This window comes from Paeniglutamicibacter selenitireducens, from assembly GCF_051550675.1.
In the GTDB taxonomy this organism is placed as follows: Bacteria; Actinomycetota; Actinomycetes; order Actinomycetales; family Micrococcaceae; genus Paeniglutamicibacter.
Genome location: NZ_JBPULF010000008.1, coordinates 153,130 through 173,598, shown reverse-complemented (window position 1 = coordinate 173,598; position 20,469 = coordinate 153,130). Strand labels below are relative to the sequence as shown.

The 20,469-nt window shown below is 64.1% G+C and carries 20 protein-coding genes and 1 other RNA gene; 11 read left to right on the top strand and 10 right to left on the bottom strand.

Annotation, left to right across the window (positions count from 1 at the left end; all coding sequences use genetic code 11):
* Positions 1-1,643 precede the first annotated feature (1,643 nt).
* Positions 1,644-2,021 carry a hypothetical protein gene (locus ACSYDW_RS14520; RefSeq protein WP_438339440.1) on the bottom strand — a complete coding sequence of 126 codons (378 nt, stop codon included), beginning with the start codon at positions 2,019-2,021 and terminating at the stop codon, positions 1,644-1,646.
* A 12-nt stretch (positions 2,022-2,033) separates the two neighbouring features.
* On the opposite strand from ACSYDW_RS14520, the gene ACSYDW_RS14515 reads away from it, so the two are divergent.
* From ACSYDW_RS14515 to ACSYDW_RS14500, 4 genes are all read left to right on the top strand, one after another.
* Positions 2,034-2,384, top strand: a complete 351-nt coding sequence (locus ACSYDW_RS14515; protein WP_438339439.1) for a hypothetical protein — start codon at positions 2,034-2,036, stop codon at positions 2,382-2,384.
* A gap of 44 nt (positions 2,385-2,428) precedes the next feature.
* Positions 2,429-3,193 (top strand): phospholipase D-like domain-containing protein, encoded by a 765-nt coding sequence (locus ACSYDW_RS14510; protein ID WP_438339438.1) that lies wholly within the window; start codon positions 2,429-2,431, stop codon positions 3,191-3,193.
* 641 nt (positions 3,194-3,834) lie between these two features.
* Positions 3,835-4,545 carry an 8-oxoguanine DNA glycosylase OGG fold protein gene (locus ACSYDW_RS14505; RefSeq protein ID WP_438339437.1) on the top strand — a complete coding sequence of 237 codons (711 nt, stop codon included), beginning with the start codon at positions 3,835-3,837 and terminating at the stop codon, positions 4,543-4,545.
* A complete protein-coding gene (locus ACSYDW_RS14500) occupies positions 4,535-5,422 on the top strand; it encodes a GIY-YIG nuclease family protein (RefSeq protein ID WP_438339436.1) in 888 nt (295 codons plus the stop codon). The genes ACSYDW_RS14505 and ACSYDW_RS14500 overlap by 11 nt, the downstream gene beginning before the upstream one ends.
* 295 nt (positions 5,423-5,717) lie before the next feature.
* Here the strand turns inward: ACSYDW_RS14500 and ACSYDW_RS14495 are convergent, their stop codons facing one another.
* From ACSYDW_RS14495 to ACSYDW_RS14475, 5 genes are all read right to left on the bottom strand, one after another.
* Entirely contained in the window at positions 5,718-6,257 is a 540-nt protein-coding gene (locus ACSYDW_RS14495; protein ID WP_438339435.1) for a Bax inhibitor-1/YccA family membrane protein, read from the bottom strand.
* 117 nt (positions 6,258-6,374) lie between these two features.
* Positions 6,375-7,274 carry a GNAT family N-acetyltransferase gene (locus tag ACSYDW_RS14490; protein WP_438339434.1) on the bottom strand — a complete coding sequence of 300 codons (900 nt, stop codon included), beginning with the start codon at positions 7,272-7,274 and terminating at the stop codon, positions 6,375-6,377.
* Between the two features lie 669 nt (positions 7,275-7,943).
* Positions 7,944-8,222, bottom strand: a complete 279-nt coding sequence (locus ACSYDW_RS14485) for a helix-turn-helix domain-containing protein (protein ID WP_438339433.1) — start codon at positions 8,220-8,222, stop codon at positions 7,944-7,946.
* A 139-nt stretch (positions 8,223-8,361) separates the two neighbouring features.
* Positions 8,362-9,600, bottom strand: coding sequence for a tyrosine-type recombinase/integrase (locus ACSYDW_RS14480; protein WP_438339432.1), 1,239 nt, complete (start codon positions 9,598-9,600; stop codon positions 8,362-8,364).
* Positions 9,600-9,863, bottom strand: coding sequence for a helix-turn-helix transcriptional regulator (locus ACSYDW_RS14475; RefSeq protein ID WP_438339431.1), 264 nt, complete (start codon positions 9,861-9,863; stop codon positions 9,600-9,602). The genes ACSYDW_RS14480 and ACSYDW_RS14475 overlap by 1 nt, the downstream gene beginning before the upstream one ends.
* A gap of 672 nt (positions 9,864-10,535) precedes the next feature.
* On the opposite strand from ACSYDW_RS14475, the gene ACSYDW_RS14470 reads away from it, so the two are divergent.
* Positions 10,536-11,639, top strand: a complete 1,104-nt coding sequence (locus ACSYDW_RS14470; protein WP_438339430.1) for an ATP-binding protein — start codon at positions 10,536-10,538, stop codon at positions 11,637-11,639.
* Between the two features lie 250 nt (positions 11,640-11,889).
* On the opposite strand, the gene epsC is transcribed toward ACSYDW_RS14470, so the two are convergent.
* From epsC to msrA, 3 genes are all read right to left on the bottom strand, one after another.
* Positions 11,890-12,474, bottom strand: a complete 585-nt coding sequence (gene epsC, locus ACSYDW_RS14465; RefSeq protein WP_438339429.1) for a serine O-acetyltransferase EpsC — start codon at positions 12,472-12,474, stop codon at positions 11,890-11,892.
* An 89-nt stretch (positions 12,475-12,563) separates the two neighbouring features.
* Positions 12,564-13,499, bottom strand: coding sequence for a cysteine synthase A (gene cysK / locus ACSYDW_RS14460; RefSeq protein WP_438339484.1), 936 nt, complete (start codon positions 13,497-13,499; stop codon positions 12,564-12,566).
* A 93-nt stretch (positions 13,500-13,592) separates the two neighbouring features.
* Positions 13,593-14,135, bottom strand: coding sequence for a peptide-methionine (S)-S-oxide reductase MsrA (gene msrA, locus ACSYDW_RS14455; protein WP_438339483.1), 543 nt, complete (start codon positions 14,133-14,135; stop codon positions 13,593-13,595).
* Positions 14,136-14,309: 174 nt separating this feature from the next.
* On the opposite strand from msrA, the gene ACSYDW_RS14450 reads away from it, so the two are divergent.
* From ACSYDW_RS14450 to ACSYDW_RS14435, 4 genes are all read left to right on the top strand, one after another.
* Positions 14,310-15,416, top strand: a complete 1,107-nt coding sequence (locus ACSYDW_RS14450; protein WP_438339428.1) for a Nif3-like dinuclear metal center hexameric protein — start codon at positions 14,310-14,312, stop codon at positions 15,414-15,416.
* A 108-nt stretch (positions 15,417-15,524) separates the two neighbouring features.
* Positions 15,525-17,261 (top strand): HNH endonuclease signature motif containing protein, encoded by a 1,737-nt coding sequence (locus tag ACSYDW_RS14445; RefSeq protein ID WP_438339427.1) that lies wholly within the window; start codon positions 15,525-15,527, stop codon positions 17,259-17,261.
* A gap of 159 nt (positions 17,262-17,420) precedes the next feature.
* Positions 17,421-18,161 (top strand): zinc ribbon domain-containing protein, encoded by a 741-nt coding sequence (locus tag ACSYDW_RS14440; RefSeq protein WP_438339426.1) that lies wholly within the window; start codon positions 17,421-17,423, stop codon positions 18,159-18,161.
* Positions 18,158-18,640 (top strand): VOC family protein, encoded by a 483-nt coding sequence (locus ACSYDW_RS14435; protein ID WP_438339425.1) that lies wholly within the window; start codon positions 18,158-18,160, stop codon positions 18,638-18,640. The genes ACSYDW_RS14440 and ACSYDW_RS14435 overlap by 4 nt, the downstream gene beginning before the upstream one ends.
* A gap of 97 nt (positions 18,641-18,737) precedes the next feature.
* Here ACSYDW_RS14435 and ACSYDW_RS14430 read toward each other — a convergent pair whose 3' ends face one another.
* Positions 18,738-19,523 carry a YaaA family protein gene (locus ACSYDW_RS14430; RefSeq protein ID WP_438339424.1) on the bottom strand — a complete coding sequence of 262 codons (786 nt, stop codon included), beginning with the start codon at positions 19,521-19,523 and terminating at the stop codon, positions 18,738-18,740.
* Between the two features lie 125 nt (positions 19,524-19,648).
* Between ACSYDW_RS14430 and rnpB the strand changes: the two genes are divergently transcribed.
* Positions 19,649-20,014, top strand: an RNA gene (rnpB, locus tag ACSYDW_RS14425) — RNase P RNA component class A.
* Between the two features lie 64 nt (positions 20,015-20,078).
* Positions 20,079-20,399 carry a hypothetical protein gene (locus ACSYDW_RS14420; protein WP_438339423.1) on the top strand — a complete coding sequence of 107 codons (321 nt, stop codon included), beginning with the start codon at positions 20,079-20,081 and terminating at the stop codon, positions 20,397-20,399.
* Positions 20,400-20,469: the final 70 nt, after the last annotated feature.

Here is a 20,469-nt window from a genome sequence, read left to right as displayed (position 1 = left end):
TCCAGGTTTGTCATTCCTTCCAGGAGCGAGTCGGAAACGGTGGTCACACGGGCCGAGGTTGCCCAAGAGCTTGTCGTCCCCGTCCAGCACCATGAATGGGTGCGATGGTCCTGGGATTTCCTTCTTGTTGGGACATAGCAGCGTGCGATGGGCTCGGGGATTCAGGCCTTCTGGGGAGGCGGCCGGGCTTGGACCTCACAGACTTACCTTCAGTTCTTTGGACGCTGTTTCAGGAGTTCAGGGATGACCTTGTTGTGAAGCGCGCGCCATCTGGATTTTCTTCGCCAAGGCCAACCTCCTGACCGGCGGGCGCTGCATGAAGCTGAACATGATGGACGTTTCGATATCGCGCGCCTTATGGTGGGTCCGTGCCCGGAGCCTGAGGGGGCCTGTAGCACATGCTGGGGCGGGGTTCGCGGACATGTTTCTGGCGTGTTTTTTGGTGTTCAAGAATTCGTTTTACTTGAATCTATGATTGGTATTCTTTGTGAAATTGTCGGACGGGTATCTGCGTCATTTAGGGGATCGAAAGTTGCCGCGGTTGTGTGCTCGAAGGCCCTTCGAAGTGGGGGTTCCGTTGCGGTGCGAGCCCGGCCTGTCGGGAATGCCACTGGTGATCGGCGCGCGGATCGATGCAGGCGTCACTGGGGGTGCTGCCTTGGTTCGCGAAGGGGCAGGGGCGCCCTGGGGCGACAAGTACTCCCCGGGAAGTGCGCTGCGGGGCTCCTGGTGCCCCTCAAGGGTGCCTTGCAGCAAATCTGAGGGCTCTCCCTACGTTCCGGCCCCCAGAAGGCCGCCCTCGGGCTCCAGAGGGGCCGTGGCGCCCCGGGAGACCCTGAAATCGGTGCCGCAAAAGTGGCTGGGGGTGCCCTGGCCCAGAAAGACCACCGCTGGCCCAGGAAAATGACGCAACTGGGCCAGTGATTGAGAAATATCGATCATTGGATGAAAACCCCGGAAATAAGGGCCTATTACTACTACTTAAGTTAACAGTTCACTTAAATATATATATATATATGGCCCTACTGGCCCAGCAGGGAGGTATATACAGTACGCAAGGACATATATATGTTCCGCTCCCGGTTCCATCTATTAGTATTACCAGCTCTATGTAGGTATATGTTTCTGAAAGGTCCAGCTGGGCCAGCACCCTTCGAAGGGGTTTGCATCCCAGTGCTGGCGCGAAATTATGCTGGCCCAGACGCAAGCGTCAATTGGGCCACAAGTCACCCGCTCAACCTGGGAATTCGATCCGAGTTCCCAGGTTGGAGGAATTTCTCGGGCGTTGGGCATCGGCTCATCCGTGCCTCGACGCGGCACATCGCCCACTGCCGGGTACGACCCGCCGTGCGGCCGAATCCCGAGCGCCACGATGCAACGGTGACGGGTGTGAGCAACCGCACGTCAGGCGGCCGCCTGTCATCGACTGCGCTGGCTCCGCCCGGGACGCCGTCGTATATGCGCCCTCACGCCCACTCTTCGGCTCGTCGGAAATAATTGCATCGATACTTCATGAAATGCATTTTCTCGAGAATTTGTGCTTGGGTTCAAGCTAGCGGATTGAGTTTGAGCGCGAGGCGTCCGGGTCGGCCATGGCCTCTCCAAACTTCTTCTGATTGTAAGCATTCTCTATGGAATTGAGATTATGAAATGCGCTGCGCTGCTCGGGATAATGCGACCTTCACCCGGTGGCGCTCCTTGAGCCAGCCCAGGGCCATAAGGGGCTCCTGCTCGTCCCACGTGTCCTTGGAGGCCACCTGGGACATGTCGGAGGTTTGCAGGTCTTCTGGACCGCCGTACGGTCCCAGAATCCTGCCCTTGTCGGTGATGAGGTTGAAGTCCAGCAAGTAGCATTCGTCCTCGACGTCCTGGGAAACCCAGCCGATCTGCAAGACGTCCGTGTTGTCGTCGCTGAGGTGGAAGCTTTCGACGGTCAGGGCGTGGCCGTCTTCCCGGAAGGAAGTGTTTTCGAAGGCGCCAAAAACAACCCTGAAGAACCGTTCGCAGACGATCAGGCACAACTGGCCCTGAGCATGTACATCTCCACCGTCTCGTGGGGCGCGGAACTGCCCGACATCCAGATCCGGCACCTCAACGGAGTCCTGGTTGCCGAAATGATTTCCCTCGACGCCATATGGCCCATCACCGGCGAGTCTTACCGGGAGCCCTCGCTGACCATCCGTGACGCCGTGGCACGCCTGACCCAGGAGAAAGTCAACGTCCGGGCCCGCCTGAGCGACGGCATCTTTGAAGACTTCAGCGTTCCCCATGGGACCAGCGAGATCATGCACGCGCGACTCGCGGAGGCACTGGCCCGGTTCTGGCAGGTGACCGCCCCGTATACCGGGTGGTTTCCCGTCGCCACCGCTCCACCCGAAGTGTGACAGAATCAGCCTCCTACTGAGCAAAGACCTATTTGGGGGATGGCATGACTGAAAACTGGCTGGAACGACGAGACCGCGAAGTCGACGAGTGGCTCATCCATCAGGAAACATTCACGCCAATCGGCGCGGACCGTGACCTGCATACAGCCCACCCGAAACTGGAGGAAGGGAAATGGAACGGCGAACGGATCCGGTCCACCCAGATCGGGAACATCACGACCCATTTCGGTGACCTCACCGACCCCGTCGTCGACTTCATCCGAGGCTCCGAAGCAATCGTTGGCTGCGTTGCGTGGCTCACATCCACCCCCATCCTCGAGGCACTTGCCAGAGTCCAAACAGCGATCGTTGTTCAGAAGGAAGATTTCCTGCGCCCCGACCAAGACCAGAACAACTCCTGGAAGCAGATGCTCCGGAGCAACTACGGTGCCCTGTCCAACGGCTTCGCCCGCTACATGTTTCCATACCCGTACGGGATGATGTCCTACGCGAATGACCCGACGGTTGATCCGGTGACGTGCGTCGGCAACCACAACTCGCAGAAGCGGGCCACCATGCCCCGGATGCACCACAAGTTCCTGGTTCGTGTAACGCTCAATGATGACTGCGAATTCGTTCCGTCCGCGGTCTGGACCGGGTCGTTCAACCTGTCCAAGAACGGGGGAAACTCGTTCGAAAACGCGGTGGAAATCCACGACGCGGACGTGGCCCAGCAGTACCTGAACGAATTCTCGCGTGTCGCGGCCCTGTCGGAGCCGCTGAACTGGAAGCAGGACTGGGTAACCCCACAGCACCGCCTGGGAAGCTAGCGCCCACGGCGGGGTGATCCGCCTACTGCGCCGACGCGTATCACCATGGCCAGCTCTGCGCGGGCGCTCGTTTGCCCGGGCGCCCGGGCTCTGGGGCAGATCTTTGCCCCTGCGCCTATGTTCGATCTATGCGCCTACCTGAGCGGGGGGCGTCAAATCTTCCTCCTCGAGCACAGAACTAGTCTGGGACAAGAATGTTTGCGTTCCTTAGCATTTGCTATTTTGCCGACGATCGGCCGTGCAAACCAACCGAAAATCTGCTTGTTGGTGATCCGAAAGTGCGCCGAAGCCCAACCTGTATCGTAAATGATGCAATTACAATACAGGGTGGGCGACGGCGGTCGATCTGCCTTTGCAAACTATGGGATGAACCCCAACAGTGGAATGAAAGTATGCCAGGCTAAGTATCCGTTTCGCACGCGAGTGACACGGTTTGGAGCTCGGTTTCCTGGCCCCAGGACGAGGAGAACGAGGCAACCACGCGGCGAAGATGACAGAACGCTGACAAATTCGCATAGCGGTGACGGCTCCCAAATCTGGGACGAATACAGAGACAGCTATAACCGTGCAGCTTAGCTATAGGGGCCTTCTGATCTGTACTTGTAACTAACCGGGTGTCGGCGGCCACTAATCTGGAAGCCATGACGACACTCGCAACCCCTGAAGCACCGGATGACCTGCGCGCGTACCCAAAAGCCACCCCACGCGCCCAGGCCATCGACGAGCACGGCTTCGACCTGAACCTGCTCTACTGGAATATCCGCATCGGGCACCTTCCCGGTGCACCGGTCCGCGGTCTCGACGGGGCCACCGACAAGGGGCGCATCACCCGCGGTTCCATGTTCGCCATGGCCGACGCCGCCCTCGAGGACGACACCAACGAAGCCGCGTACGCCCTGCTCTGGCGCGCTCTGGCCTGGGGCAGCGGGAACCGTCACCGCAACACCACCCAGCGCATCACCTCCGTCGAGGCGGATGTCCACGGCATTGGCACCGCGCTACGCCGCGCTGCCACCCTCTCGCGCACCGAACCGGAAGCAGCGTTCCGCACCCTGCAGCCGTTCAACCCGCTCGTGAAATACTTGGGTCCGAACTTCTTCACGAAGTTCCTCTACGCCGCGGGCGCCGGCAATCCAGAGCACCCCTGCCTGATCGTGGACGAGCGCGTCCTGAAAACCCTGAGCCGCTACACCGCCGAGCCGCTCACCCCGAAGTACGGTTCCCGCTACGGGTACGGCACGTACTCTGCGGCCAACGAGGTCATGGCCAGCTGGGCGCGCGAGCTCTCAACACCCGAACGAAAGATTGGATTCGACGAAGTTGAACGGTGGGCGTTCAACGTTGGCGACTAAGAGCACCGAGCTGATGGCGCCGGCCTCAGAGATCCCGTCCGTACATCTGGAAGGAAAACTGACCTTCGGGGACCTCCTCGCAGCTTCAGGTATCGACCCTTCCGAGGTTCTGGTCATTCGGCACACCTACAAGGACAGTGGATTGGCCGGGCCTGCCGACCTGACGCCGGAGAAGATCCTGGCATATACGCGCGAACAGCTGCTCAAGCCCGTCAAATTCCCCAAGAAGCCGCCCCGCATCTGGCTGATTTTCATCGCATCAGGTGGCTCCCGATGCAGGTTCCTTGGCGCCTATGAGAACCACGGGGAGGCTCTCGAAGAGCGGACCGACACCCATCGGTCCTACAATCTGACGCCTTCGAATCACCTTGCTTCATTCCGCAATAGGCTGGTCATCGACTGGGGAGCGGGGGCTATCAACTGGGCCAGACGAGCTGAAGTAGCCGCCAAATGTTTGGTCACAGAAATCGCCGACGCGAATCCGAAGCCATTCCCCGGCTTCGACAACCTTTTGCTGACCTTCAGCGAGCTGGAGGACGTCATCGGGGATTCGCGCTATGGCCTCTGGCGGGAATTGCTGCGGAACGTCCAGGGCATCTATTTGATCGCCGACACGAGCACCGGGCGGCTCTACGTGGGCAAGGCGGATGGTGCGGAGCGGCTCCTCGGCCGTTGGAGTTACTATGCGAAGACTGGCCACGGAGGCAACGTCGCCATGCGCGAACTGGACAGCCTCGACATGACCCATCGCCAGCACTTCCAATTCAGCATCCTTCGGGTCTTCAGCCCCGGAGCCGCTCCATCGGACATCGATGACGCGGAGAAACACTACAAGGACGCGCTACTCACCAGGCGGTTTGGGTTGAACCGAAACTGACACAATGTGTGCGCAGGAGCGGGGAGGGGGACTTTCTCTACGCTGGAAAGTGCAATGCGACGACGTCTCTAATTTCTATATAGGCATCCGTATTTGGATACTGGCCAAGTCAATCTTGAGACAGGCCGCCCAATTCTGAAATTGGGTGACCCATTATTGAAACAGATCATGCCTGCTATGAGATTGGTTAGGCCCACAAGGAGCTAAGCGGTTGAGTCTTCGACGATATACCGAGGTGCCAAGCTAGCAACCTGCAGTTCTCTGTAAAGGAAACCAGACGCCAGTAAAAGCTGAGTTAGAGGCCGGCTACCACGCCGAGCCATCCGTTGCGCAGGCCAAACATGCCTTCGGTCAGGCCAAGCACCATGAGGAAGACGTTGGCCAGCGAGAACAGAGCGTAGGCGATGAGTACGGTCGTGAAAATGGCGTTGGAGCGCTTCGTGGTGCGGATCTTGTCGTTCGCGTGCAGGACGTGAACGGTCAGTGCAACGCAGAGGGTCGCAACGACTGCCTGAACGGCGACGCCTGGGTAAGCGGTGTTCAAGACATCGGAGATCGCGCCCAGGATCAGGCCTTCGGCGAAGGCGTAGGTGGTGATCATCCGGCGGTTTGTGGATCGGGTGAAGCCGATGACCAAGCCCAGGACGAGTGAAACCACGAAGCCAATCAGGCCCAGGAGCAGGACGTTCCGACCGATGGCGAAGCCGATAATAACGAGGCCGAAGCAGAGGAGGGTCTTCTCGGCAATGTCCTTGACGGTGACTGCTTCTGCGGCGTTCTCAAGGGGGCTACGCTCAAACTTGCGGAGACTTTTGAGCGTGGGGTTGGTGGACACGGCGGTGACCTTTCAGAATCGTCAGGCTCACGGGGATGTGAGCCTCTTACCTATATAGAGTGCGGCGGGTCGATGCTTCTCCCCGCCGCCTCTAGGTGTCCCATTGCGGCGCCCCGGCTAGCGCTTCGCGGCGTACTCCATGTCATCGGCCAGCTTTTTCGCAAATAGATCCAGGTCGACGTCGAAAAGCCCGGCAATCCACTTGGCCTGCTCCTGGTTCAAGCTGACCCAGTCCGTGCAAAGCTCAAGCGTTCGTTCATAGCCTCCTTGCCGGAAAATATCAGGGAGGAAGCGAGCGAATCCGGAGAATGGCAAATCCGAAAGACCCATTGATCCAGCCAAAGCCGCTTCTGCGAAGGGATCGCCCAAATATTCGGGAGAGCCGTCCGAGCGGTAGACGACGATCTTGAGCACGCCTGGGGGGACGAGTTCCTTATAGGCGAGATTCGGGTAATCCCCCGCTGAGTCGGTGTGCAGATGACGCATCCCGGCGACTTTCTGCAGGGCATTGAGGTTTGTGCCAGCGGGAAGGAAAGCGACTTCCTCGGGTGTTTCCGGCTCGAGCCAGGTCAGCCGTTCCGTTTTATCCAGGACGGTCCACCCGGCCTTCCTCGCAGCTGCGGCACCGGCATCCGTCATGCCCGAAACCATCAGTCCAAACCCTAGGGTCTTGGCAGCCTCTTCGGCGGCCTGAATAAGCCTGACACCGAGCCCCTGCGAACGGTGCGCTTCTTCGACAACAAGCCGTGCCAGCAAAGCTGTTGAACCGTGGAGGAAGGTCTTACCCTCCCTGTTGGTGAACGGCCCAAAGCCAGCAAAGCCCACCACCTGCTTTCCCGATTTCGCGACCCGGAACCCAAGCCGGCGTTCTTTGAGCCGCGAAGCACTCGCGGCCGCCGCAAGTACATCCGACTCGGAGACAGCAACAAGGTTTGGGTCACTGATGGCTGCGCCCACTGACGCATCGCCCTTGGCCGGCTGGCCGACGTAGTAGTCTGTCTCAAAACCATCGGTCACGAGAGGTCCTTCTTTCGCTCAATATTGTTGTTCGGTCAGGTCAGACGCGATGTCTGAGACTTTACCGGCGAAGCCTGTACACCGGCATCAGGTTTCATGACCTTCCCGGGAAACGGTTCGTAGAACGGGTAGGCCTTCACGGGCAGGCCGGTGGTGACGCTAAGCCCTTGCTAACGGCAGAGGATGTCGCTGCACTTCTTAGCGAACGCCACCTCTTCGGGTGTACCCATGGAGTCTGTCGCTGGCCGCCGCGGGTACACCGCAGGGTTGGTTGTATTCGCGCAACTCCGGGGCGTTTCAGGCCGCGAGCAACAAGTCCGCTTCGCTGGCGGTGAGCATGACGAACTTTTCTTCGGCCAAGCAGAACATCCGCTCAGCGGCCCCCTATGAACGCAAATGCTGCGGGCTCAGGCCCTCCTGTGCTTCTGACAGGGCGATGGACTCCTATGTGTCTTGGATTCACGATACCGCCACCCTCCCCGAATCGTTCGGGCTATTTATGGCGACCGGCCGGGGGTCTTCTTACTGGATCCTTACGAGAATTCACGCGAGCGGGTCCGGTGGATGTTGAATGGATAGCATGGCCGTGAAGCCATGGGGCGAATGGATGTTCACATAGCGAAAGGACATAGAGTCGGCGGGAAGGGTTCTTTTCATTTGCCCTTCGGCTTAGCTGAACCGTTCTAACTCCTCATCCAGATCGATGTCTTCCAGACGGACGTTTGATGCGATCGACGGAAGTTCTACGGCATGGATGTCCAATGCCCTCAAGATTTCGAGAAGCTTCCTGAAGTCAGTCCCCAGATGGCCCTCTTCGAGTTCAAGAATGAACCGACGCGTGACTTTCGTCTTGACGGCAAGCTGCGCCTGGGTCCAGCCTTTTTCCATGCGGCCTATACGCACGGCTTCGGCGACCGCATTGGCCGTCGGCAGGAAACGTCTCTTCACACTATGAGCGTAGCAATCGCCGCCCAGTGCGAGAACAGCAGGCGTGCAAAGGGCTGGCATCCCCAAAAGCCAGCCCTTTGCGTTCCCTAATACGTGGCGCCCCCAGATGCCTGCGTACGAATACAAAGAGTGGGTAATACTACGAATTCTCTCCACGACCTCGAGGCGCGAGCCTCTCGAGTAGATGCGTGTAGTTGGGAACCACGTCGGGTCGCTGTATGTAGGATTTTCGAGTCACGTCCGGGGACGAATGACCCAGCTGTTGCATGGCCGCATTCTCTCCAAGCCCTTCGGCCAGGATTGTGGCCACAGCCTTCCTGAACGCATGGGGGTTTACCCCGGCAGTCCCTTCGGCGTCGCTCCAAGCCAAGGCGCCACGGATGGAGCGGCGCACCCCGCTCATGGAGGCAAAACGTCCGGACCTGGTGACGAAGACCCCGCCGGATACGGAGCCCTTGTCACGGATCGTATGCAGTTCCTGCAGCAATTCCAGGGCCCAAGGAGTAAGCCGGAGGGTGCGGTTCGACCGCTCCGATTTTGGCATGGGTTGCCGGTAAAGTGCGCCGCGTTCCACAAGCGTTCCGCAAATCGTGACAGTCCCGACTGGCAGATCGACGTCCTGCCAGCGAAGTGCCATGACCTCCCCGATGCGGGCGCCGGTGGCCAGGAGCAGCTCGAAGACATCCGAGACTCTCCGATTGGGTTTGGGGCCGTAGCGACCGTCAGATTCCGTGTACGCCCTGATCCAGATACGCATGTCGTCGATCAACTCCGGGCCTGGCGCCATCGGCACCGTCACCTTCTTCGGCAGCGGGGCCACCTTGTCGACCGGATTTTCCCGCCTGATGCCCATTCTCACCGCGTAGTTCATCACCTGGCTCAGGGTTACCTTGGCCAGTCGTGCGGTCGAGTAGCCCTTCTCGTTTTTCCGGTCCACCAGGCCGTGCAAGAAGGCTTCGCATTGCCCGGTGGTCAGGGCCGCCGTTTCCACGCCACCCAACCCCTTTAGGATGAAGTCGGCGTGGCGAACATGCTGCCTGAAGGTCTGGACGGTCATTCCCTTGCTCTGGCGGATGAGTGCCTCACCGGAAGCATTGATCTCAGGAGCTTCGACCTCGATCGAGGCAAGCCAGGCGGCGAGGGTTTGTTCGAGCGTCGCATCCACGTTGGTTCCTGAGGTGCCTCCGGCGGCGCGCAACTGCTGCAGTTTGTCTTTGACAGCTTTGATCGCTGTGCCCTTGGTCGATCTCGTCCGCTTCACGCGGCGCATCTCACCACCAAGAGTCCTGTAATACGCGCTTGCCACCCACTGTCCCGTTGACAACTGCCAGGAGGCGATGCTGCCGTTCTCTTCTGCCTTCAGCTTGGGGCGGGCCACTATGCAGCCACCTTGGCGATGGTCTGCTCGGCGTACGCCTCGATGTCCGCTCGCAAGTAGATCGTCATACGGCCGACGCGCGTGAACTTCGGGCCTCCACCTGCCAAAGCAAGGTTTGCTAGGGTTGACGGTTTAATCCCCAGAGCTTCTGCTGCTTGGGCTCGTGAGTAGATCTTGTCGCCCAAGGGTCGGTGGACGCTCTCGACAGGGGCGACGGATGGTGTTGATGTGGGGGTGGCCTGGAGCCCTTCAAACGTATGCATGCCCATAAGAGTGTGTGGGCTTTAGTTTTCTCCCCGCGTCTCTACCGGAGGTTCCATTTAGGGACCATTTATCCGGCTCAGGGTTCCATTTATGGCCCATAAACTCTGGAAACCAGACAGATTCCAAAATGACGCAAACAGTGTAACTAGTCCATATCATGCCTTGTGGGCATGCGATTTTCCGGGTGTTCGGGGTGCGGGGGAGCAGCTCACTAGTGAGCCAGAATACTGGACTCGCTTCCAGGGGGTCGCCAGGTCGAATCGATTCGGCAAGTGCATGCCTGAATTCCATACGGGCCTGGTTGGCTGCGGGGTTTCCTTGGATCGGCCCCGCCGAGTCGGGTTGCCCAATCCGGCGAGGCAGTCTGCCCGGTTCGGCGTTGCGACGGTTGTACACCCCGCGCCGCGGCGGCTATATGAACCCAAGCGCCGGCTGCCAGCTGCTCCGTCGCAGGCGCTCCGTTTCCCGCCGGCCGGGTCTCGGCGATTGGCGGCGAACAAGGGCCGGGGGAGTGGCTTGCCGCCCGGGGCCGTGTCCTGGCCATGGCCCCTCGTGTATGTCCTTAGGCATGTTGCCGTGGGTCGGCAGGTTCGGCCTGGATCGTGCGTACACTCAATTACACTGATTACACAACTGTTCACAGATGACACGAGAATTCACCGGAGACGCACATGGTCAACCCATTCCGCCCGACCGCCGGGGCGACACCACCGGACATCATCGGCCGCACGGGGGTGCTCGATGAATTCGAGTACGGCCTCGATATCCGGTCCGGGGCGCCAGGACTCCTCTCGATCGTCACAGGGGCCCGTGGCATCGGCAAGACCGTGATGCTCGGAGTCGCAGAGGACATGGCGCGCGCCAAGGGGTGGGTCGTCATCTCGGAGACCGCGACCGACGGCTTCCTCGGCAGGCTGGGTACCGCCATGGAGCATGCTGCAGACGAGCTCGGCGACGGGCCTGCCAGGCGCCGGATCACCGGGATTTCCGCCGGCGGTTTCAGCGTCACCACGAGCCTGCCTCCCGAGCAGCAGCTTGGGTGGCGCCAACTGGGCGAGGAATTGCTGGGCCACCTGGATGCCCGGCAGACCGGCCTGCTGATCACGGTGGATGAGATCCATGCGGCCGACCGCAACGAGCTGGCCCAGCTGGCCGCCAGCGTCCAGCACTTCATCCGCGACGGATTGCCGGTGGCCCTGGTGTTTGCCGGTCTGCCGGCAGCCGTTTCCGATCTGCTCAACGAGGGGGTCGCCACCTTCCTGCGCCGGGCTGACCGGATCGACCTGCATGCGGCGGCCGTCGGCGAGGTGAAGGAGTCCTACCTTGAGACCTTCAATGCCGCGGGCTTCGAACTCTCTCCCGCGTTGGCCAGGCAGGCGGCGGAAGCGACAGACGGCTACCCGTTCCTGATCCAGCTCGTCGGCTATCACCTCTGGCAGCTGGCCGAGGTGGGCTCCGGTACCATCGGGGTGGCCGACGTGGAGAAGGCGACGCGCGTGGCCAGGCGGCGGAACACCCGCGTGGTCATCGAGGCGGCGCTCTCCGAGGCCTCCAACAAGGACGTGGACTTCCTGCTGGCGATGGCCGTCGACGACGGACCGTCGTCCATTGCCGAGGTGGGGGCCCGCATGGGGGACAAGCGCAATACTTCAGGAAACTACCGGTCGCGGCTGATCGCTGCGGGCCTCGCCGAACCGGCGGGCCGGGGCAACATCCGATTTGCCATCCCCGGGTTGCGGGAATACCTGCTGGCCAAGTACCCGGACGGTGCCTGAATGGCGCTTCCGGGCTGCCGGGAATTCGCAGCGCCTTCCCAATGACCCCGGTGTTTGCGCGACGGCGATTGAAGCCAGGGCCTGGTCTTGCCGCGCAGCTGCGCGTCGACTGGCATGATCCGGCACGCGGGGATCGCGCCCAAACCCTGGACGGCAGCGCCGGAACCGGAAACCACGAACGGCGCCGAATCCGGCCCCACTCGGGAACGGTTTCGGCGCCGCGTCGTTTACTGCGGGAAATCCCGGCCCGTCAGATCCACATGGCCGGGTCGATGTACTCCGCCGGATCCACGGCCGGCTTGCGCTCCTCCTCGGTGCGCGGGCGGTTCTTCGCCGGGATGCCCGTGAGGATCGAGCCCTCCGGTGCGTCCTTGACCACCACGGCGTTGGCGCCGATGGCCGAGTCTGCACCGATCGTGATGGGGCCCAGCACCTTGGCGCCGGCGCCGATGACCACGCGGTCGCCGATGGTCGGGTGGCGCTTGACCTTGGCCAGCGACCGCCCCCCGAGCGTGACCCCGTGGTAGATCATGACGTCGTCGCCGATCTCCGCCGTCTCGCCGATGACGACGCCCATGCCGTGGTCGATGAAGAAGCGCCGGCCGATCGTGGCGCCGGGGTGGATTTCGATCCCGGTGAGGAACCTGCCGGCCTGGGAAAGCAGGCGGGCAGGCAGGCGCAGCGAGGGATTCTGCCAGAGCCGGTGCGTCAGCCGGTGGATCCAGATCGCATGCAGCCCGGAATACGCGAGGAAGTTCTCGGCATTGCCGCGGGCGGCGGGATCGTGGGCACTGGCGCTGACCAGGTCCTCGCGCAATCGGGAAAAGAAACTCACTACGTGGCCTTTGTTCGGGTGGTGGCCGCCGCGCGGAAGCATGGCAATGCCCTGCCCTCCGCGCGGCGGCCGGAAAACGATGCCGGGGACTAGCCGCGGATGTCGTCGAAGAGCAGGGTGGAGATGTAGCGCTCACCGAAGTCGGGGATCACCGCGACGATCAGCTTGCCCTCGTTCTCCGGGCGTGCTGCGACCTGCAGGGCACCCCAGACGGCTGCGCCGCCGGAGATGCCGCCGAGGATGCCTTCCTGCACACCGAGCGCGCGGGCCACGGAGACGGAGTCGTCAATCGCGGCGTCAAGCACCTCGTCGTAGAGCTCGGTGTCGAGCACCTCGGGAATGAAGTTCGCGCCCAGGCCCTGGATCTTGTGCGGGCCCGGCTTGCCGCCGTTGAGGATCGCCGAGTCCTTCGGTTCCACGGCGATGACCTTCAGGCCAGGCTTCTGCGACTTCAGGAAGCGGCCGGCGCCGGTGATGGTGCCGCCGGTGCCGATGCCCGCCACGAGGAAGTCGATCTCGCCGTCGGTGTCCTCCCAGATCTCCGGGCCGGTGGTTGCCTCGTGGATGTTCGGGTTTGCGGAGTTGGCGAACTGCTGGGCCCAGATGGCGTTGTCGGTGGTCGCAACGATTTCCTTGGCCTTCTCGACGGCGCCGCGCATGCCCTCGGAACCCGGGGTCAGCACGATCTCGGCGCCGAAGGCGCGCAGCATGACGCGGCGCTCGGTGCTCATGGTCTCCGGCATGGTCAGGACAACGCGGTAGCCACGTGCCGCGCCGACCATGGCCAGGGCAATGCCGGTGTTGCCGGAGGTGCCCTCGACGATGGTTCCGCCGGGCTTCAGCGCACCCGAGGCCTCCGCGGCGTTCACGATGGCCACGCCGATGCGGTCCTTGACGGAGTTCGCCGGGTTGTAGAACTCGAGCTTCACGGCGATGTTTCCCGGCAGGCCCTCGGCCAGGCGGTTCAGGCGCACCAACGGTGTGCGGCCGACGATTTCGGTGACGTCGTTGTAGATCTTCGACATGGTTGATGTTTCCTTAGCCATGGTGGATGTGTCCTTACATGCAAGCGGTCCCGCAGGGTTGAACCGTGGTCAAGTGGTTGTCTACAAGCCTAGTCAGCCACGCGGTTCTGCGGGTTCTTCGAGCCACGCGGCGTAATATTTCCTGGCTTTTGCGAGCTTCGGGTCGATAATGACGCGGCAGTAGCCCTCCGAGGGGAACCTGTTGTAGTAGTCCTGGTGGATTCCCTCGGCGACGAAGAAGTCCGCCGGCTCCTCGAACGAGGTCACGATGGGGTCGGGGTAAAGTCCGGCGAACTTCCGCACGGATTCGCGGAAGAGCTCCTCCTGCGCGGCATCCAGCGGGAACATCGCCGAGCGGTACTGCGTCCCGACATCGTACCCCTGCCGGTTCAGTGTGGTGGGGTCGTGCGTGGTGAAGAACATGTCAAGAATGACGTCCGCGGGCACCACTGCCGGGTCGAATGTTACGGCGACGGCTTCCGCGTGTCCCGTGATTCCCGAGCAGACCGACCTGTAGGTGGGTGCCGGGTCGGACCCGCCGGTGTAGCCGGAAATCACCGACCGCACACCGCGCGTCCGCTGGTACACCGCGTCCAGGCACCAAAAACAGCCGCCTGCTAGGACAAAGGTGTGCAACTGCGCCCCGTCGCCGCCGTCGCTGGTCGGCGGGAAGCGGACCGGTATGCCGGATATTGAAAAATCGTTCACATGGTTATTCAAGCACTGGGTGCGCCGTTTCATTCCCGGATGCGTGCCCGGGACGGCCCCTGCCATGCGCCAAAGGTGCGCCGATCCAGATACGGTAGAAGCATGCAAAGCAACAAGGGACAGCCACACGGCATGCGCATCGTCTCCGACCCGGCGGACTCCGAAGGGGTCGAGCCGGCAGTTGTGCCCGCACCCGACCCCGGAACCGCGACCGCCGTGCCGGGCAACGTCACGACGCTGCCGGGGGCTGCCGCGCTTGCAGGTGCAGCCACGCAGGCCGCAGGTCCGGACGGCGGGGGGACCGCCGAAACCCCTGCCGCCGATGTCGCCGACGGCCCGGTCGACGACCAGGAGCTTGCGCCGGTGCCTGTGCTGACCACCCCCACCTTGGGCGAGGTGATGCTGGCCATCGAGGAACTCTGGCCCTCGTCGCTTGCCGAATCCTGGGACGCCGTGGGGCCCGTCGTCGGGCGCCCGGAACGCCCCGTGCGGCGGATCATGTTCGCCGTGGACCCCACCCTCGAGGTGATTGCCGACGCCGTCTCACGCGGCACCGACCTCCTGGTCACCCACCACCCGCTGCTGCTGAAGTCGGTGAACTCGGTTGCCGCGACGGGCTTCAAGGGCGAGGCCGTCCACCTGCTGATTGAATCCGGCTGCGCCCTTGTCACGGCGCACACCAACGCCGACTCGGCGCTGGGCGGCGTCTCCGACGTGCTCGCCGACCTGCTGGGGGTCACCGACACCAAGCCGCTGGCTCCCTCCAGCGACGGACTGCCGGAGGAGGGCATCGGCCGCGTCGGCATGCTGCCCGAACCGATGCAGCTCCAGGACTTCGCCAGCCGCGTCTTCTCCGCCCTGCCCTCGGTCGCCGGGGGCGTGCGCGTGGCCGGGGAGCGCGCCGGCATCGTCCGGAAGGTCGCCGTCTGCGGAGGCGCCGGCGATTCGCTGTTCGACGCCGTGCGCGCTGCCGAAGCCGACGTCTACGTCACCGCCGACTTGCGCCACCACCCCGCCTCGGAGGCCCGAGAGGCCTCGCTGAACGGCAAGCCCTACCTGATCGACGTCTCGCACTTCGCCAGCGAATGGCTGTGGCTGCCCTCGGCGGCCGACGCCCTGGTCAACGTGCTGCACGACCTGGGCCACGCGGTGGAGGCCGAGGTCTCGAACATCAATTCCGACCCCTGGGACTTCATCCTCACGCCGTAACGCCCAGGCACGGTGCTGCGGCGGGACTTCGATGGCCGATGCCGAAGTTGTCCACAATTCCGCGGGCGCCGGCGCCGGCTGCGCCCCGCCGGGCACATAGTGGTTGCCATGTCCACAACGACAGCGGAAGCCGGTGCACAAGCGCAGGCACACCAGACGGTCTCAGCGGTTCTCGCCGCCATCCGCAGCGCCTTGGATGCCGGTGACGGAACCAATCCCGTGGATGACCTGCGCATCCTGGCCGTGCTTGGCCCCGTGTTGGAGCGGGCGGCGGCGGGAGCCGCTCGAGGCACCCGGGGGTCCCCGGTACGGGCGGCCGCCTTTGCCCACCTGGCCGAGCGTTCCTACCGGGTGGCGGGCTACGCCCAGCTCCTGGCTGCGGGTGCATGTCTGGAGGCCGACGCGCACACCTGCGCCGAGGAGCCGCTGGCCGAGTTGCACGCCCTGCTCGATCATGCCGAGGCGTTCGCCGCCGGCACCGTGGACCTGCCCGCAGACAAGACCGTTCCGGCGGGGAGGAAGCTGCTGCACCGCGACCCCGCCGACCTTCTCAAAACCATGCTGAAGCTGACCCACTTCCAGGCCAAACACCGTGTGGAAAGCTACGCGAAACTCCTGCCGCACCGGGGACCCGACGGCCGACCCGTGGAACCCGAATATCCCAGGCTCGGGAAGGTCCTCGAGGATGCCTCCGCGGACCCGCGACTCGTCGCGAACACGGCGAGCAAGCTCGGTGCTATGGCCCCGGCCCTGTCCGCCCAGCCGAACCCTGCCGCGTCCGCAGCCCAGCTTGAGGCCGTTGCCGCGCAGGCTGTCGCCGAGCACGACGCAGGAACTGTCGGCCGGATGCTCCGGGAAGCCAACGTCAGGCTCGACGAGAGCGCCATCGAACGAGACGAGGACGCCATCCGCCCGTATCTCGGGCTGCGCTTCCGCGGCAGGAAGCCTACCGGCTACCTCTGGGAATTGACCTGCGATGCGGAGGGCAACGAACTGTTGACCACCCTGGCGGACGACCTGAACAACCCGCGCACCGCCTCGGGCGATGCCTGCCGAGCCGGCACAGGCACGCCCCATGCGGCGGCCGGGAGCGGGCCCGCGGTGGGCCGGGAACCCCGTCCGATCCCCGAGTGGGCCGTGGACCCCGGGCTCCCGCCGGACCAACGCCCGATCGAGGGCTTCTCCGACGTGGGCCGGCCGGCCGCAGTCTCCGACCGTGATCCGCTGCCGGGCGAGTCGCCGGCCGAAGCCAACGCCAGGGTCCGGGCCCGTCGGCTGCTGCAGGCAGTGCTCGACGCCCTGCGCACCGGCACCAATCCCGCACGGGCCGGGGACCCCCAACTGCCCATGGGTTCCCGCGTGGAGATGCTGGTCGTTGTCGACTACGACTCACTGACCGGGGCCACCGAGGCGCCCGCCCTCACTGGGCACGGCGACTACCTCGCCGCGGCCACAGCGCGCCGGCTGGCCTGCAACGCCGGCATCCTCCCGCTGGTCATGGGAGGCAACAGCCAGCCCCTGGACCTGGGCCGGAAGCGAAGGTTCTTCACCAAGGGCCAGAAACGGGCGATCGCCGCCCGGGACCGTGGCTGCATCAACCCCGGATGCTCCATGGCGGTCAACCGGACCGAGGCCCACCACGTGGACCCTTGGTCGGAGGGCGGCCGGACACGCGTGAACAACGGCGTGCTGCTGTGCGTCGGCTGCCATACAGCCCACCATGCAGGCCATTTCGCCATCGAGTTCCACCGCGGGATCCCGTACGTCGTGCAGCCAGCCTCGCGGGACCCGCTGCGGCGGCCGGTGCGGAACTGGGTCTTCCACCCGGACCCCGCCGCCGCTTGAGTTCTTCCCCGCTGCTTGGCAAACCGCCAGCGCCACCTGCGCCGACACCGGCGTGCCGGGCACCCCGCGTCGCACCGCGGAGCACTAGTGTTGTGGCTAAGCGATCACCGATCGCCTCGTGCGCAGCACCGGCGCACCGAGCGTATTGCGGAGGACACCATGGCAAAGGCAGCACCGGCGGAACAACTTCGACTTCTGGACCTGGCCCGGCTCGATTCGGAAACCACGAAGCTCAAGCGCACCATCGCCGCCGCATCCAACGACGCCGAGGTCGACGCCGCCCGTGCCGCGCTCTCCGAATCCGGCGACACGCTGGCAGAGGTTCACGCACGCCTAGCCACGCAGCAGGCCGCGCTGAAGGAGTCGGAGGCCGCCGTCGAAAAGGTCACGGCGCACATCAACAAGGACCAGAAGCGGATCGACGCCAACGCCGGCTCCGCCAGCGACATGATGGCACTGTCCCACGAGGTCGAGTCCCTGACCAAGCGCCGCGGCGACCTCGAGGACGCCGAGCTGGAGATCATGGGGGAGCTGGAGGAGATCCAGGCGGAACACGACGCCGCGTTGGCACTGAACGCCCAGCGGTCCGCGGAACTCGACGCGCACACCGCCCGCCGCGATGCCGCGGTCGCCGCGCTCCAGGAGGAACTCTCCGGCGTGGAGGCCACGCGCAAGGAACTGGCGGCCACCTTCGACGAGGGCCTCTACACCATCTACGAACGCATCCGCACCCGCTCCGGCATCGGTGCGGCACGGCTCTTCCACGGCACCTCTGAGGCCAGCGGCATGGCCCTGGCCCCGGGAGACCTGGCGGAGATCAAGGCGGCCGCGCCCGACGAGGTAGTCTTCTGCCCCGACTCCGGAGCCATCCTGGTCCGCAGCGGCGAATGGGGAGCGTGAGCCACCCCGACCCGTCCGGCCACGCACCCGGTCCCGCATCCGTGCCAGCCCCTGCATCCGCAGGCCCGGGTGGTCCTCCGGCAACCGGCACGGGCCGCCTGCACCACACCGAACTCTGGGTCCGCGACATCGCGGCGTCGCGCAACACCGTCGGCTGGCTGCTGGGAGAACTCGGCTACCTGCCGGGGGAGGACTGGGGCTGCGGCACCAGCTACATGGGCGCGCACGACTACATCGTGCTCGAATCGGGGCCCGACGTCCTGCCCGTTGCCCACCAGCGCCGTGCCCCCGGGCTGAACCACCTGGCCTTCGTCGCGGGAACCCGGCAGGCGGTCGACGCACTGGCCGCCCAGGCCGTGGAGCGTGGATTCACCCTGTTGTTTGCCGAAGCACATCCGTTCGCCGGCGGCCCGCAGCACTACGCCGCCTACCTGGAAGACCCCGACGGCTTCGAGTTCGAGCTGGTCGCCGACGCCTAGCCCCGCCCGGCCCGACCGGCCCGTGGGTCGGGGAAGGCGCGGCGCGGAACCGGCCGCTTTCCCGTTCCCCGGCACCTGCCGGTGGCCTGCAGGTTTCCTAGCCGACGGCCCGGAACGCGTGGTCCTCGGGCAGGATGATGTTCAGCTGGTGCGCCTTGCGCGCGGTTCCCGGTACGAGTTCGGCCTCCCAGCGTTCCCGGGCCGCAGCGAGCAGCTCCTCGGGCGTGGAAACCCCGGCCCCGCGGGTCAGCAGGTGCGCGGCCAGTTCGCCGCGCGTGTGTTTGGCAAAGTGGGAAACCACCTTGCGCACGCCGCCGCGCAGCTGGAACACGGAGACGCCGACCGTTTGCCCGGGCGCGGGCACCCACGCCGCGGCGTAGGTGCTGGAGCGGCAGTCGACCACCAGTTCGCCGGCGGCCCGCTCGTCGAGCACCGGGGACAGCTTCGGCTTCCACCAGCTCGCCAGCTTCCCGATCTCCGGCAGCTTGACCGACATCGACAGGCGGTAGGCGGGGATCCGGTCGGCGAAGCCGACGGCGCCCCACAGCGCGGAGATCACCAGGATGCTGCTGTCCGCCAGGCGCTGCTGCTGCGCATCCAGGCGGTCGTAGCCCAGCGCCTCGAAAAGCACCCCGGTGTATACGGCGTGCGCCGCGGCCGCCGGCTCGCGGTGCAGCTCGATGTTGCGGGTGACCTCCTGAACCAGCGACTTTCCCACGCCAAGCACCTCCAGGGCGTCAGCGCCGCGGGAGACCTCGGCCAGTGCATCCAGCAGGTGGTGGCGGTGGGTGTTCAGTTCGGGGAACTGCAGGGCATCGGCGTCGAACGGTTCGCCGCTTGACGCGGGTTTTTTGCCCTCGGAGGGCGGAAGCAAGATCAGCACCCATCGATCCTAGTCGTCCGGCCGCCCATTCCCGGCTTCGTGAACCGGGACGCCGCACCTCGGAACGCGCCGACGGGACGGCGGTCCCCGGGACGCCCCGAAAGGGACTAGACTTGGACGCTGGACGGGATGGCTGGACGATCGCGTGCCACGCAAGTGGCCCGAGGAACGTCCGGGCTCCACAGAACAGGGTGGTGGGTAACGCCCACTCGGGGAAACCCGCAGGCCAGTGCCACAGAGAACAGACCGCCCGCATTCGTGCGGGTAAGGGTGAAACGGTGGTGTAAGAGACCACCAGCGCCCCAGGTGACTGGGGCGGCTAGGTAAACCCCACTCGGAGCAAGGTCAGACAGGCTACTGGGTTGTTCGCCCAATGTAGCCGGGTGGACTGCTTGAGGGTGTCGGCAACGGCGCTCCTAGATAGATGATCGTCACCGCGATTCGGGTAACCGGCCGCGGCACAAAACCCGGCGTACAGGCCATCCCGTCCAATCAAAACCCCAAATCAAGGCCGCAATCCGGTCGCCATCGACCGCGCGCCGCTAGACTCGGGCCATGGAATGGTTGCTCTGGCTCGTCGGCGTCCCGGTGATGTGCGTGCTCCTGCTCTGGGCCGCGTCGAAATTCACGTTCCCGCGCAAACCTGCCGGCGGCAGCGCCTCCTCGGGCATTTTCGATGCCCTGAACGACGTCTACAGCCCTTCCTCGACCGCCGCACGCATCGAGCGGGACGAGCAGAAGCGCCGGGTGATCGAGTCGGCCCAGGGCCAGGACCGCGACCCCCTCGCCGGTTTCCACCCGCGGGATCCACAGGCGTCCGCGGCGGCTCCGGAAACCAGGCCCGCCGACGCGCCCGAAGACGGTCCCGACACCTAGTACCCGAACCGGCCTTGACCACCTCAGCAGCACCCCTCGGACGGGAGTGCCCCACGGATGTCCCGCGCCG